The sequence below is a fragment of the Burkholderia sp. LS-044 genome (assembly GCF_004803625.1).
Lineage (GTDB): Bacteria > Pseudomonadota > Gammaproteobacteria > Burkholderiales > Burkholderiaceae > Burkholderia > Burkholderia cepacia.
This window is the reverse complement of the sequence record NZ_SSWO01000002.1, coordinates 366113-380864: the sequence shown is the minus strand read 5'-3', so window position 1 is coordinate 380864 and position 14752 is coordinate 366113. Positions and strand designations below refer to the sequence as shown.

Below are 14752 nucleotides of genomic sequence, written 5' to 3'. Positions count from 1 at the left end.
AACAACACAGTTGCGATCCGCACTGCCTGAATGGCCGAAACTGTACTCTTTTTTGAAGCGAACAGGTGTACACACAGCCGAACAGGGCCCGCGCGTACTCTGCGGCCATCGACCCCGACACCCGTTGCATCATGAAAAAGAAATCCGCTACCGCGCGCATCGAACCGTACACCCACCCGGCCGCCGGCTGGGGGGCGCTGAAGGCCGTCACGATCAACCTGATCAAGGAAAAGGTCACCGGCGGCAACTACCGCACGCTGCTGCGCCAGAACCAGCCGGACGGCTTCGACTGCCCCGGCTGCGCATGGCCCGACCGCCAGCACGCATCGACGTTCGAATTCTGCGAAAACGGCGTGAAGGCCGTGGCCGCCGAAGCGACCAGCAAGCGCGTGACGCCCGAATTCTTCGCCGCGCACACGGTCACCGAGCTGCTCGAACAGACGGACTTCGAACTCGAGCAGCACGGCCGGCTCACCGACCCGATGGTGTACGACGCGCAGACCGACCGCTACGTGCCGATCGCGTGGGACGACGCGTTCGAGCTGATCGCGCGCCACCTGCGCGCGCTGCCCGATCCGAACCAGGCCGCGTTCTACACGTCCGGGCGCGCGAGCAACGAAGCGGCGTTCCTGTACCAGCTGCTCGTGCGGCTGTACGGCACGAACAACTTTCCCGACTGCTCGAACATGTGCCACGAGGCGACGAGCCGCGGGCTGCCGCCGTCGGTCGGCGTCGGCAAGGGCACCGTCACGCTCGACGATTTCGAGCACGCCGACACGCTGCTGATCTTCGGCCAGAACCCGGCCACCAACCACCCGCGGATGATGGGCGAGCTGCGCGAATGCGCGAAGCGCGGCGCGACGATCGTGTCGATCAACCCGCTCAAGGAGCGCGGCCTCGAACGCTTCGCCGATCCGCAAAGCCCGATCGAGATGCTGACGATGTCGGGCACGAAGATCGCATCGACGTTCATCCAGCCGACGATCGGCGGCGATTTCGCGCTGATCAAGGGGATCGCGAAGCGCGTGCTCGAACTCGACGACGCCGCGCGCGCCGCCGGTACGCCGCGCGTGCTCGACACCGCGTTCATCGGCGAGCACACGGCCGGCTTCGACGCGTTTGCCGACGATCTTCGCAACGAAAGCTGGTCCGCGCTGACCGCCGAAAGCGGCGTACCGTACGAACAGATCGACAGCCTCGGGCAGCTCTACGCGCGCAGCGAACGCGTGATCGCGACGTGGGGGATGGGCATCACGCAGCACAAGCATTCGGTCGCGACCGTGCAGATGCTGACGAACCTGATGCTGATGCGCGGCAACATCGGCCGTCCCGGCGCCGGCCTGTGCCCGGTGCGCGGCCACTCGAACGTGCAGGGCAACCGCACGGTCGGGATCGAGGAAAAGCCGTCGCAGGCGTTCCTCGACCGGCTCGGCCACGTGTTCGATTTCGAACCGCCGCGCCACCACGGCTACGACGTCGTCGAGACGATCGAAGGCATGCTCGAAGGCCACGTGAAGGTGCTGATCGGCCTCGGCGGCAACTTCGCGATGGCGACGCCCGACACGCCGCGCACGTGGGAAGGCATGCGCCGCTGCGATCTTTCCGTGCACATCACGACGAAGCTGAACCGCAGCCACCTGATCCACGGCCGCGACGCGCTGATCCTGCCGACGCTCGGCCGCACCGAGATCGACCTGCAGGACAACGTCGCGCAAGGCGTGACGGTCGAGGATTCGATGAGCATGGTCCACGTGTCGTACGGGATGAACAAGCCGGCCTCGCCGAACCTGATGTCGGAGCCCGCGATCGTCGCGCACATCGGTCATGCGCTGTTCGGCAGCGGCAAGATCGACTGGCTCGCCTACAAGGACGATTACGCGAAGATCCGCGACGCGATCGAGGCCACCCTCGACGGCTTCTACGACTACAACACGCGCATCGCGCGGCCGGGCGGCTTCCACCTGCGCGTCGCGTCGCGCGACCGCGAATGGCTCACGCCGACCGGCAAGGCGAACTTCTTCGCACACCCGCTGCCCGCCGACACGCCGATCCAGCGCGCCCGTGCGCTGCACGGCGAACGCCTGATGACGCTGATGACGACGCGCTCGCACGACCAGTACAACACGACCGTCTACGGGCTCGACGACCGCTATCGCGGCGTGTTCGGCCAGCGCCGCGTGGTGTTCGCCAACCGCGACGATCTCGCGATGCTCGGCCTGAAGGCCGGCGAATGGGTCGACATGGAAACCGTGTGGCACGACGGCATCGAGCGGCGCGCGGACGGCTTCCTGCTCGTCGAGTACGACATCCCGCGCGGCTGCATCGGCGCGTACTACCCGGAAACCAACCCGCTGGTGCCGCTCGACAGCGTCGGCGACGTGTGCAACACGCCGACGTCGAAGTCGGTACCCGTGCTGCTGCATCGCGCGGCCGCGCCGGCATCGATCGCCGCCTGACGGAGCACGGCGATGATCGTTCGTCCGCGCGAGCACTGGCTGCGGATGCTGCTCGTCTGGAACGGGTCGGTGCTGCCGACCATCCTGCCGCAACTCGTGCTGACGCTCGCGATCAGCGTCGTCGCGGTGTGGGGCGGCGGCCGCGTGCTCGGCGAGAAGGTGCCGCTGAACCCGACGCCGTTCACGCTGATCGGCCTCACGCTCGCGATCTTCGCCGGGTTTCGCAACAATGCGAGCTACGAACGCTACCGCGAGGGCCGTCAGCTGTGGGGCGGCGTGCTGACCGCCACGCGCACGCTGGTATCGCAGGCGCTCTGCTACGGCGCGATCGACGATGACGACGCGTCACGGCAGGCGTTCGTGCGCAAGGTCGTCGCGTTCGTCTACGCGCTGAAGCATCAGCTGCGCGGCACCGATCCGTCGGCCGACCTGCGCACGCTGCTCGACGGCGCCGCCTGTACGCGCATCGCCGCCGCCCGGTATGCGCCGGTCGCGATCGTTCACGAACTGCGCGAAGCATTCGCCGCGCGCGCCGACGCCGGGCGTCTCGCCGATACGCGACTGTGGATGCTCGACGCACGCCTCGACGATCTCGTCGCGATGGTGAGCGGCTGCGAGCGCATCGCGTCGACGCCGATCCCGTTCTCGTACGACGTGCTGCTGCACCGGACGATCTATGCGTACTGCGTGCTGCTGCCGTTCGGCCTCGTCGATTCGATCGGCGCGGCAACGCCGTTCGTCACCGTGTTCGTCGCCTATACGCTGATCGCGCTCGACGCGATCGCGCACGCGATCGCCGAACCGTTCGGCGACGGGCCGAACCATCTCGCGCTCGATGCCATGACGCGGACAATCGAGCGCACGCTGCTCGAACTGAACTGCGAGCCGCTACCGGCGGAAGTGACGCCCGGCAAGGCCTATCGCCTCAGTTGACGCGCGGGCCGCCGCTCGCGCGCCCCTCCGCCCTCCGCCCTCCGCCTCTCAGCCCCTCAGTCCCTCAGCCCCTCAGTCCCTCAGCCCCTCAATCCCTCAATCCCTCAATCCCTCAATCCCGACGGCCGCGCAGAAAGCCGTCATGCGCGGCCGCCGTCTCCGCGATCGTCCGCAGCAGCACGACACCGCGCAGCAGCGCGCGCCCGTCGTCGCTGTCGACCTCGGTCACGCGCCGCAGCAGCACGCGGGCCGCCGCGCCGCAAGCCCGCTCGAGCCGGGCGAAATCCGCGAGCCCGACCCGCCCCCGCACCAACGCGACCGCACGGCGCGCCGCCGGCTCGCGCGCCGCCAGTTCGGCCAGCGCCAACAGGCTGTCGCCGATCGTCCAGGCCGCGAGCAAGTCGCGCAGGTCGCGCTCGATGAGGGTGGCCGGCAGACGGCCCGCGAAGCCGAGCTCGCGCCCGAGACGGTCGGCCGTGCGGCTCAGCCACGCGCTCGCCGGCCACGCCCGTGGATTGCGTGCGATGCGTGCGAGGTCGGCGCGCACCGCGCAATGCAGGCGCCGCCGGCTCGCGCCGGGATCGCCGGGGAACACGAGCGCGAACACCATCGCGCCGAACGCGATGCCGAGCAGCGTGGCAAGCGCCGAATTGAGAAAGGCGGCGTCGCCGATGCGCGCCGTATTGTCCGGCGACGTGAAATTCCAGAAGAAGATCGAGAAGCCGCTGCCGATGCCGGCCGCGCGCGGATGGCGCATCGCGATGCCCGCGCCGATCGTGAACACGCCGAGGATGTACGCGAGCATCTCGAAGCCCGACACCGCCGGCAGCAGCACGAAGTTGCAAAGGGCGCCCGCGACCGCCGCGCAGGCGGCTCCTTTCAGGAAGCCGACGGTGGCGCCCACCGAGTTCGGGCGCGTCGAGAACAGCGCGCAGACCACCCCCGTGATCGCGACGAACCCGGCGCCCGACGGCCACGCCGTCACGATCCAGAACGCCGCGGCGATCAGCACCGCGATGAACGCGCGCATCCCGTTGTGCCACGCGAGCACCGGATCGTGGTGGAACGCATAGCGCACCCGCGACGCCGGCGGATTCGGCAGGTCCAGCCGCGCCTTGCCCGCAAAGGCGGCGTCGAACCCGGCAAGCAGCGCCGCCAGCCGGTCGAGCGTGAGCAGGCGCGACGGGTCCGAGCCGGACGGCTCCGCGGCCTCGGCGCGCACCGCGTCGTCCACGCGCGCCCGCAATGCGGTGAGCGCGGCGCCCGCTTCGCCCGACGCCGCCACGCCGTCGAGCACCTGCGCGGCATCGGCGACCAGCGGGTCCGGCGTGCCGCCGCTGCGCGCCGCGTGATCGTGCAGCGCCTGCCCCGCGGCCTGCGCGGACAGCACGCCCAGCACCGCCGTGCGCAGATGGCCGATCGCGTTGCGCACCGGCGGCGCGCCGGTGGCCGCATATTCGGCCGCCGTGTCGAGTTCGAGCGCATCCGCGAACAGCCGGTGCACGGCCGCGACGTTCGGCTCGCGGCGCAGCGCACCCGCGCCGACCGCCGCCGCGCGGTCGAGATAGCGCTTGAGGCGCGTACGGACATCGTCCAGCGGCGCGCCCGGCGCGAAGACCGTATCGAACAGCGCGCCGCACAGGATGCCGACCACCACGTAGAGGAACCGCGCGACCGCGATGTCGAACGCGTGCAACGGCGCGGATACCGCATCCATCGCGACGATCGCGGCCGTGTAGCCGGCGAGCACCGCCGCATAGGCGCGGAAATTCCGCTGGAACGTCGCGACGCCCGCACACAGGCCGATCCAGGCGGCGAGCGCCGGCAGGAACAGTTCGGGGGTCTGCGCGAATGCACCGGTCAGCACGAGCGCGACGAGCGCGCCGATCGCGGTGCCGAGAATCCGGTACTGGCTCTTCGACAAGCCCATCCCGCGGCTGCCCTGCGCGACGATCCACACCGTCGATGCGGCCCATTTCGGGTCGTCGAGATTCATCCGGAAGGCAATGTAGAGCGCGAGCAGCGACGCGGCCGTGTTGCGCAACGCGAAGGCGAGCGCACCGGGCGGCAGCGTGGGCCGTGCGTCGCGCAGCACGGTGAGGAAGGCCGCGCGCGGCGGCAGATCGGGCAAGGCGAATTTCATGCGGCGAGCATACGGGGGCGCGCCGCCGCCACTAAGAGGCGCGGACAGGATGCGTTATTGCACCGGGCAGGATAATCGCCGCCGCACGGAGCGATCCGGCCGGCGAAGGTAAGATGCGCGCAGGTCGAACACGGAAGCACCCCGTATGAACTTCGAAAGCATCCGCATATTCCTGCGCGTGGTCGAGCGCGGCAACTTCACCGCCGCCGCCACGCAACTCGACATGCCGCTCAGCCGCGTGAGCCGCAAGGTCAAGCAGCTCGAGGACGATCTCGGCGTCCAGCTGCTGTACCGGACCACGCGCCGCGTGTCCGTCACCGAGGCCGGACGCGACTACTACGAGCGCTGCCTGCGCGCCGAGGACATCCTGCTCGACGCGGACCGCCAGGCCCGCGCGCTGCGCATGGCGCCGGAGGGCACGCTGCGCGTGCTGGTGCCCTACTCGATCGGCCTGTTCGAACTGGAGCCGGCGCTCGCCGAGTTTCGCCGGCGCTACCCGCTCGTCCAGCTCGTGCTGATCTACGACAACAACCCGCTCGATCTCGTCGAGCACGGCTTCGACGTCGCGCTGCGCGCGGGCGTGCTGACCGACTCCAGCTACATCGCACGCTCGCTCGGCTGGTCGCAGGCGAAGCTCGCCGCGAGCCCCGCCTATCTCGACCGCGTCGGCCGGCCCGCCACGCCGCAGGATCTCGCGCAGCACGACCTGCTGCTCGTCGGCCGCGACGCGCCCGGCCTGACGCTGCGGCTCACCAATACGGCCGGCGAAGTCGCCGACGTGCCGGTGCGGCCGGTGCTGATCACCAACGAATCGGTGACGGTGCTGCGCCAGGCCGCGAGCGGCGGCGGCATCGCGCTGGCCTCGACGCACTACACGGCCCGCCGGCTCGAACGGAACGAACTCGAAATCGTGCTGCCCGACTGGCACCGGGCCGACGACGTCGAGCTGCACGTGCTGTACCCGCGGCGCGCGACGCTCGACAGCAAGGTGCGCGCGTTCGTCGATTTCCTCGCGGAACTGTTCACCGCATGGCGAACCGCACCGTAACCGGCTCGGTTCGGCACGGTTCGCACACCGATTATTGCGCGGCGCGAAATCGATTAATGAGCCGGCCCGTGTTGATGACGGCTCGCCGCATCGTTAGCCTGTCGCGATGCACAACGACTCCACCGGCGACGCCAGCCGCCTGACCGCTGCCCGCAGACGCGTCACGCGCGTCCCGCCTTCCTGACCGGCAGCATCCCGCCTTCCGAAGCCCGTCACGGCTTCGTGCATCCGATCGAGCCGCACATCGCACGCGTCGGCCCCGGCTACCGGGCCGCGTCGCGCGCCGTGCGCCTTTCCGTTCAGCGGCCGCGCCGCGCCTGCGTCGCCTTCGCGCGCGTGCGTGCGCGGTGGCGCGTGCCCGCCGCGACGGGCCGCAACCGTCAAGCACCTTACGCTTCTTACGCAGGAAACCCATGTCCACTCCGTCATCTCCAGCCCCGCTGTCGGGCGGCAAGCTCGCGATCGGCACGATCGCGGTATCGCTCGCGATGTTCATGAACGTGCTCGACTCGTCGATCGCGAACGTCGCCATTCCGACCATCTCGGGCGACCTCGGCGTGTCGGTCGACGAAGGCACGTGGGTCATCACGATCTTTGCGGCCGCGAACGCGGTGTCGATTCCGTTGACGGGCTGGCTCACGCAGCGCTTCGGCCAGGTACGCCTGTTCGTCACGTCGATCCTGCTGTTCGTGTTCGCGTCGTGGCTGTGCGGGATCGCGCCGAACCTGCCGACGCTGCTCGCCGCGCGGATCCTGCAGGGCGCGGTCGCCGGGCCGCTCGCGCCGCTGTCGCAGGCGCTGCTGCTCGGCGCGTGGCCGCGGCAGAAATCGTCGAGCGCGCTGGCGCTGTGGTCGATGACGGCGCTCGTCGGCCCGATCGCGGGGCCGTCGCTCGGCGGCTGGATCACGTACGACTACAACTGGTCGTGGATCTTCTACATCAACATCCCGGTCGGCTTCTTCGCGGCCGCCGTCACGTGGATCGTGTTCCGGGATCGCGAATCGGCCACGCGCCGCCTGCCGATCGATACGGTCGGCCTGCTGCTGCTCGTGCTGTGGGTCGCGTCGCTGCAGATCATGCTCGACAAGGGCAAGGATCTCGACTGGTTCAACTCGCCCGTCGTCGTCGCGCTCGGCATCGTCGCGCTGATCGGCTTCGCGTTTTTCCTCGTGTGGGAACTGCACGAGGCCAACCCGATCGTCGACCTGCGGCTCTTCACGCAGCGCAATTTCGCGGGCGGCACGATCGCGATCTCGGTCGCGTACGGCATGTTCTTCGGCACGCTCGTGCTGCTGCCGCAGTGGATGCAGGGCTATCTCGGCTACCGCGCGGTCGACTCGGGGCTCGCCACCGCGCCGCTCGGGGTGTTCGCGATCCTGCTCACGCCGGTCATGGGGCGCCTGCTGCCGCGCACCGATCCGCGCTACATCGCCACGCTCGCGTTCGTCGGCTTCGCGGTCGTGTTCATGATGCGCACGACCTTCTACACCGACGTGTCGCGCTGGGACCTCGTGCTGCCGACGCTGCTGCAAGGCATCCCGATGGCGATGTTCTTCGTGCCGCTGACGTCGATCATCCTGTCCGGGCTGCCGCCGGAAAAGATCCCGGCCGCTGCCGGCCTGTCGAATTTCGGCCGCACGTTCTGCGGCGCCGTCGGCACGTCGCTGATCAGCAACGCCTGGAACGACCGCACGATCCTGCATCATGCGCGGCTCACCGAACAGGCGAGCATCGACAACCCGACCTTCGCGCAACACGTCGACACGACGCGCTCGCTGCTGCACCTGAGCCCCGATTCGGCGCTCGCCCTCTTCAACTCGTCGGTCGATTCGCAAGCGGCCGTGATGGGGCTGAACGACATCTTCTATGTATCGGCGATCATCTTCGTCGCGATCATTCCGCTGATCTGGATCACGAAACCGTCGCGCTCGGGCGGCGGCGATGCCGACGCGGCGGCGGCCGGCGCGCATTGATCCGCATGCGCGGCGGCCGGGCCCCGCGCCGCCACGCGCCGACGTAATAAAGACTTGCAATCGATACAGGCGGAAACGTCAACAGCCGGTGCCCGCGCCGCGTTTTCTGGACAAGCGCCCACGATTCAAGCGCGCAACGACGGGAGAAAACACCATGCGAGCCCTGACCCGCCATCTCGCGATCGCCGCCACGCTGATGTCGGTACTGACCGGCACCGCGTTCGCCGACACGCCGTGGCAACAGGCGCATCCGCGCCGCGAAGCGGTCAACCAGCGCCTCGCAAACCAGAATCGCCGGATCCGTCACGAAGTGAAGGAAGGCGAGATGTCGCACGCACAGGCCGCGCGCCTGCACCGTGACGACCGCAAGATCCGCCGGGAAGAGCGGGACATGGCTGCGCGGGATCGCAGCCACATCACGAAGAGCGAAAAGCACGTGCTGAACCAGCAGGAAAATGCGGTCAGCCACCAGATCGGCCAATAAGATCGACAACACCGGCAGGTGCCCATTCGCCCCCCCCTGAAACGCCCGCTGCCGCCGCGCGGCAGCGGGTGCTTGTTGTGTATCGAATCGTTTCAACGCGTCAACGGCGTCAAATGCTGCGGGTATACTCCGTCGTCAGCCGCCTGCCGCATCGTCGTCCGTCAAAAATGGCCCGATTCCGGGCGGTTTCGTCGCGAAGCTTCGCGTTTCGCCTACCCCGCGCCCCAGCCTCGATACGAGACCCACGACGACCCACCATGAAACGATTCCTGCTGCTCCTTCCCGCCGCCCTGCTCGCCGCCTGCGGTTCCGCGCCGTCGTCCGACTCGGCCGCCTCGTCCGGCGCGGCGCCGATGATGTACGTGTCGTCGCAACGTCCGGCCTACGCGATCGCCAACTGCCTCGACAGCCGCCTGCCGGGCACCGAGCAATCGCAGCACAACGGCGTGACCGATATCGCCGTCGGCTCGAACTCGTACTTCGTCACGCTGACGCCGTCGGGCAACGGTTCGGTCGTCAAGGTCGTGCGCGGCTCGGGCAGCGAGCCGCCCGAGGAAACGATGCGCTTCGCGCTCGCACGCTGCCTGATCTGATCTGATCCGAACCCCGCCGACGCCGGGCGCCCGCCCGGCTCGCGCCTGCGCGCCGGCCCGTCGGCGCGCACGCTGAATATTTTCATCCGGGTGGCCGTCGATGAGAGAATCGCACCCACGATTCCCTTTCAACGGAGCCCGCATGAAGCACCTGCTGTCCCGGCTGTTCGTCAGCGCCGCGCTCGTCGCGCTTGTTCCGGCGCTGCCGGCGCAGGCGGCCACGCCGCCCGGCATCTTCGTCGTCGCCACGCAGCTCGGCGAATTCACGACCCTCGACCCGAGCGGGATTTACGAACTGGTGCCGTCGGAGTACGTCGCGAATACCTACGAACGGCTCGTGCGCGTCGACCTGAAGGACCCGACACGCTTCGACGGGCAGATCGCGCAATCGTGGACGGTCGGCACCGACGGCGTGACCTACACGTTCAAGCTGCGCCCCGGCCTCACGTTCCATTCCGGCAACCCGGTCACCGCCGACGACGTCGCGTGGTCGCTGCAGCGCACCATCCTGCTCGACAAGGGGCCGGCCGGCGTGCTCGCCGACCTCGGCCTCACGAAGGCGAACGTGACACAGAAGGTGCGCGTGGTCGATCCGCAGACCGTCGTGCTCGAAACCGACCGCAAGTACGCACCGAGCTTCGTGCTCAACGTGCTGAGCGCATGCCCGGCATCGGTCTTCGACAAGAAGCTGCTGCTGTCGCACCAGCAGGGCAACGATTTCGGCAGCGGCTGGCTCCGGACCAACGACGCTGGCTCGGGCCCGTACCAGCTCGTCAAGTGGACGCCCAACGAGACCATCGTGCTGCAGCGTTTCGAGAAATACCGCACGCCCTACCCGATGAAGCGCGTCGTCCTGCGCCACGTGCCCGAAGCGTCCGCGCAACGGTTGCTGCTGGAGAACGGCGACGCCGACGCCGCGCGCAACCTGAGCCCCGACAGCCTCACCGCGCTGACGAAGGCCGGCAAGATCAAGGTCGCATCATGGCCGGTGTCCGCGCTGCTGTACCTGAGCCTGAACACGAAGAACCCGAACCTCGCGAAACCCGAGGTGCAGCAGGCGATGAAATGGCTGGTCGACTATGACGGCATCCAGCGCAACATCGTCAGCACGACGTACAAGGTGCATGAAACCTTCCTGCCCGAAGGCTTCCTCGGCGCGTCGAACGCGCGGCCGTACAGGCAGGACGTCGCGAAGGCGAAGGCGCTGCTCGCCAAGGCCGGCCTGCCGAACGGCTTCGACGTGACGATGGACATGCCGAACGACTATCCGTACCTCGAGATCGCGCAGGCGCTGCAGGCGAACTTCGCGCTGGGCGGCATCCGCGTGAAGCTGATTCCGGGCGATGCGAAGCAGGCGATCGGCAAGTATCGCGCGCGCCAGCACGACATCTTCGTCGGCGAATGGTCGCCCGACTACATGGACCCGAACAGCAATGCGCGCGGCTTCGCGTGGAATCCGGACAACTCCGACCAGTCGCCGACGAAGATGCTCGCGTGGCGCAACAGCTGGGACATTCCGCAACTGACGAAGGACACCGAGGCCGCGCTCGTCGAGCCGTCGCCCGCGAAGCGCGCGCAGCGTTACGAAGCGCTGCAGAAGGCCGTGCTCGCGAACTCGCCGTTCATCATCATGTTCGAGAAGGTCGTGCAGGTCGCGACGCGCCCCGGCGTGACCGGGCCGGAAATCGGGCCGATCAACGACCTCGTGTCATACCGCACGCTCGCGAAATAATGGCGCCCGCCCGCGCGCCCGGCCCTGCCGGCGCGCGGGTAATCGCCGCGAGCCGCCGTGGCGGTGCTATGCCGTGCGGCGCGGGCGATCTACAATGCGCGACGCCACGGACGCCGGCCGCGACCGGCGACGATCGGGACCATCGAATCCGCCAATCCGCTTCGCCAAGGAAAACAGGATGCGCACGCTACAACAACTGCGAATGGAGTTCCTTCAGTACAAGATCGAGCCGATCGGCTGGCTCGGCGACAGCCCCTCCCGCTTCGACTTCTATACGCAAACGGCCGCCGGATGCGACACCATCCTGGAGCTCGGCGTGTTCACCGGGCTGACCACGACGGCCTTCCTGCTCGCGCAGCCGAAGCGCCTCGTGTCGGTCGACATCTCCGACGAGTATTTCCAGATCCGGCCCGAACTGGAGCAGGCGGCGAAAGACCTGTCGATCGACTTCGAATTCCGGATCGCCGACGATCTCGCGATGGAGCCGCTCGCCGCCGACCTGCTGTTCATCGACACCACCCATACGTACGAGCAGACGCTCGCCGAACTGAACCGTTTCGGCCCGCTGGCGCGCAAGAAGATCGTGCTGCACGACATGACCGTGGCCGGCGTGTACCAGGCGGTGTTCCAGTGGCTGTGGGACAACAAGCAGTTTCATATTACGTATCACGACAGCCGCGGTTGCGGCGCGGTCGTCTGCGAGCGCCACGTCGGCTACTGAGCCGGGCGCGCGCAACGGGGGGCGAACATGCAATCGAGCGAACACGCGGTCTGCGTGGCGATCAACGACAACAACCGCGCGTGGTACGAGATGCTCGTGCCGTTCCTGCTGTCGCTGCGGCACACCGGCTACGACGGCCGGATCGCGGTGATCGGCTACGGGCTGTCCGACCGCAAGCGGCAGATCCTCGCGAGCCAGTCGGTCGACGTGATCGACGCGTCGAGCGCGTATGCGCTGCCGGTCGGCCGCTTCATCGAGGCCGCCGAGTATTGCGCACGCAACCCGCAGATCCGCAAGCTCGCGCTGTACGACGCCGACATCTGGTTCTGCGCGCCGCCGTTCGACCTGTTCTCGCAGATCGGCGACGACCGGCTCCACGCGTGCCCCGACCCGCTGTTCTGCACGTTCGTCGTCACGCCGCTGATCGGCGAGCGGCGCGACCATCACTGGCGCCTCGTCGTCGACGAAGTCTCCGCACGCCACGGCAGCGCGTTGCAGGCCGGGCTCGTTGCCGGGACCGCCGACGCGTGGGCACGCTACGCCGGCCACCTGCGCGACTGCACCGCCCGCATCGGCACCGATTTCCAGGAATGCTTCGGGATCGATACGACGTTCCTGCACCTGTGGAGCGCCCAGGGCGAAACGGCGCTGCTCGATCCGGTCCAGAACTTCGTCAGCAAGTACGGCATTCACGAAGCGTTCGATGCCGGCACCGGCACGACGACGCTCCGGTATCACGGCGAGCCGATCCGCGCGCTGCACATGACCGGCGACATCCGCTTCCTCGACCGCTGGCGCTACTACGCGAACCACGTCGACGCCGCGCTGCGCGACGGCGTGCCGTTCGCGTTGTCGGACGGCAGGCCGGCACAGTCCGACGCGGTCGCCGCGCGCATCGCGGCAACCGACTACGTGCGCTCGGCCGGGCTGACCGTTGCGGCCGCAACGATCGAGACAAGCGCGGGCGCCTACCTGCAGGCGATCGACGAACCCGGCGGCACGATGCTGATCGGCAGCGGGAACCACGAAGTCGTGTTCACCGCGACACGCGACATCGCGCGGCTGAACGTCTATGTCACGCACCCGTCCGGGTCGCCGTCGCCGCTGCTGTGCGAAGTGCTGGTCGACGGGCAGCCGCAGCGGAAAGGCACCGAGCTGACGGCGCATTTCACGTACCGGATCGCGCCCGGCACCGTCGTCACGCTGCGCTCGACGAGCCTCGGCGGCCAGCAGTGCAATGCGATCTGGCGGCTGCGCGAGGCGCCGGACATGCAGCAGTAGGCAGCGGGCGGCGGCCCGCCGCCGGTCAATTGAATGCCGCCCACACCAGGTACGCATTCAACCCGACGATCACGACCGTCGCCGCGCCGGCGACGATCCGCAGCGGCATCCGCATCGCGTAAGCGCCCATCACGTCCGCGCGCGCCGACAGCATCAGCAGCGCGATCATCGGCATCGGCAGCACGAAACTCAGCACCACCTGGCTCGCGACCATCGCGCGCGTGACGTCGCAGCCGAGCGCGACCACTGCGAACGCGGGCACGACCGTCACCGCGCGCCGCACCCAGACCGGCATGCGGCGGTGGATGAAGCCCTGCATCACGACCTGCCCGGCCATCGTGCCGACCACCGAACTCGACACGCCCGAGGTCAGCAGCGCGACGAGAAACAGCGCGCCGGCCGCCGGCCCGAGCACCGGGATCAGCGTGTGATACGCGTCGCCGATGTCGGTCATGCCCGGCGCGCTCGCGTGAAACGCCGACGACGCCATCATCACCATCGCGAGATTCACGAACCCGGCCAGCCCGAGCGCGACGACCACCTCGCGATTCGAGAAGCGCACGAGCCGCCGGCGCTCCGTATCGTCGCGCGGCGCGGTGCGATCCTGCGTGAGCCCCGAATGCAGATACAGCGTGTGCGGCATGATCGTCGCGCCGATGATCCCGACTGCGATCGTCAGCGCCGCGCGATCCGGAATCTGCGGAACGACCAGGTGGAACGCGGCCGCATGCCAGTCCTGCGGCGCGATCAGCAGTTCGCCGAGATAGCACGCGCCGATCACGCCGACCAGCGCCGCGATCGCGGCTTCCAGCGGCCGGAAGCCGCGCTTTTCGAGCGCGAGGATCGCGCAGGTCGCGAACGCCGTCGCGATCATCCCCGCGAACAGCGACAGGTGGCACAACAGCCCGAATGCGAGCGCGCCGCCGAGGAATTCGGCGAGATCGGTCGCCATCGCGGCGATCTCGGACGCGACCCACATCCCCCATACGACCGGCGCGGGAAACCGGTCGCGGCACAGCTCCGCGAGATTGCGGCCGGTCACAATGCCGAGCTTCGCCGACATCGCCTGGAACAGCATCGCGATCGCGTTCGCGGCCAGCACGACCCACAGCAGCCGGTAGCCGTACGCGGCACCGGCCTGGATGTTGGTCGCGAAGTTGCCGGGGTCCATATAGCCAATCGACGCGATCACGGCCGGGCCGACGAACGGCAGCAGCGCGGCGACGCCGGTGCGGCGCCCTTCCAGCGCGGCACGCGCCGCGCCGTCGGTGTGGCCGGTGTGGCCGGTGTGCCCGGCAGGCAGACTCGGCAGCGCGAAGCTGCCGGCAGGTTTGTTCGTGACGGGAATCATGGTGGTGTTCCGTTCGAATGAAGCAGGATTCCTGAAG

General features: G+C 68.6%; 11 protein-coding genes. 9 read left to right on the top strand and 2 right to left on the bottom strand.

Annotated elements, in window-relative coordinates; all coding sequences use genetic code 11:
* Positions 1–131: 131 nt before the first annotated feature.
* Both E9536_RS06845 and E9536_RS06840 read left to right on the top strand, forming a co-directional pair.
* On the top strand, positions 132–2456 hold the full coding sequence (locus tag E9536_RS06845) for an FdhF/YdeP family oxidoreductase (protein WP_059697416.1): 2325 nt from the start codon (positions 132–134) through the stop codon (positions 2454–2456).
* Between the two features lie 12 nt (positions 2457–2468).
* Entirely contained in the window at positions 2469–3389 is a 921-nt protein-coding gene (locus tag E9536_RS06840; RefSeq protein WP_136469546.1) for a bestrophin family ion channel, read from the top strand.
* A 112-nt stretch (positions 3390–3501) separates the two neighbouring features.
* Here E9536_RS06840 and E9536_RS06835 read toward each other — a convergent pair whose 3' ends face one another.
* Positions 3502–5532 (bottom strand): FUSC family protein, encoded by a 2031-nt coding sequence (locus E9536_RS06835; RefSeq protein ID WP_136469545.1) that lies wholly within the window; start codon positions 5530–5532, stop codon positions 3502–3504.
* 145 nt (positions 5533–5677) lie between these two features.
* Between E9536_RS06835 and E9536_RS06830 the strand changes: the two genes are divergently transcribed.
* From E9536_RS06830 to E9536_RS06800, 7 genes are all read left to right on the top strand, one after another.
* Positions 5678–6580 (top strand): LysR family transcriptional regulator, encoded by a 903-nt coding sequence (locus E9536_RS06830; RefSeq protein WP_136469544.1) that lies wholly within the window; start codon positions 5678–5680, stop codon positions 6578–6580.
* Between the two features lie 413 nt (positions 6581–6993).
* The gene (locus tag E9536_RS06825; protein WP_027791881.1) at positions 6994–8553 is read left to right on the top strand and encodes a DHA2 family efflux MFS transporter permease subunit; all 1560 of its coding nucleotides are present in this window, start codon (positions 6994–6996) and stop codon (positions 8551–8553) included.
* Between the two features lie 154 nt (positions 8554–8707).
* On the top strand, positions 8708–9037 hold the full coding sequence (locus E9536_RS06820) for a hypothetical protein (RefSeq protein ID WP_060085462.1): 330 nt from the start codon (positions 8708–8710) through the stop codon (positions 9035–9037).
* 257 nt (positions 9038–9294) lie between these two features.
* Positions 9295–9630 (top strand): hypothetical protein, encoded by a 336-nt coding sequence (locus E9536_RS06815; RefSeq protein ID WP_021161344.1) that lies wholly within the window; start codon positions 9295–9297, stop codon positions 9628–9630.
* A 142-nt stretch (positions 9631–9772) separates the two neighbouring features.
* Positions 9773–11362 carry an ABC transporter substrate-binding protein gene (locus E9536_RS06810; RefSeq protein ID WP_136469543.1) on the top strand — a complete coding sequence of 530 codons (1590 nt, stop codon included), beginning with the start codon at positions 9773–9775 and terminating at the stop codon, positions 11360–11362.
* A 178-nt stretch (positions 11363–11540) separates the two neighbouring features.
* Positions 11541–12083 carry a class I SAM-dependent methyltransferase gene (locus tag E9536_RS06805; protein ID WP_021161346.1) on the top strand — a complete coding sequence of 181 codons (543 nt, stop codon included), beginning with the start codon at positions 11541–11543 and terminating at the stop codon, positions 12081–12083.
* A gap of 27 nt (positions 12084–12110) precedes the next feature.
* On the top strand, positions 12111–13364 hold the full coding sequence (locus E9536_RS06800; RefSeq protein WP_136469542.1) for a hypothetical protein: 1254 nt from the start codon (positions 12111–12113) through the stop codon (positions 13362–13364).
* Between the two features lie 25 nt (positions 13365–13389).
* On the opposite strand, the gene E9536_RS06795 is transcribed toward E9536_RS06800, so the two are convergent.
* A complete protein-coding gene (locus tag E9536_RS06795; RefSeq protein WP_136469541.1) occupies positions 13390–14715 on the bottom strand; it encodes an Nramp family divalent metal transporter in 1326 nt (441 codons plus the stop codon).
* Positions 14716–14752 lie beyond the last annotated feature (37 nt).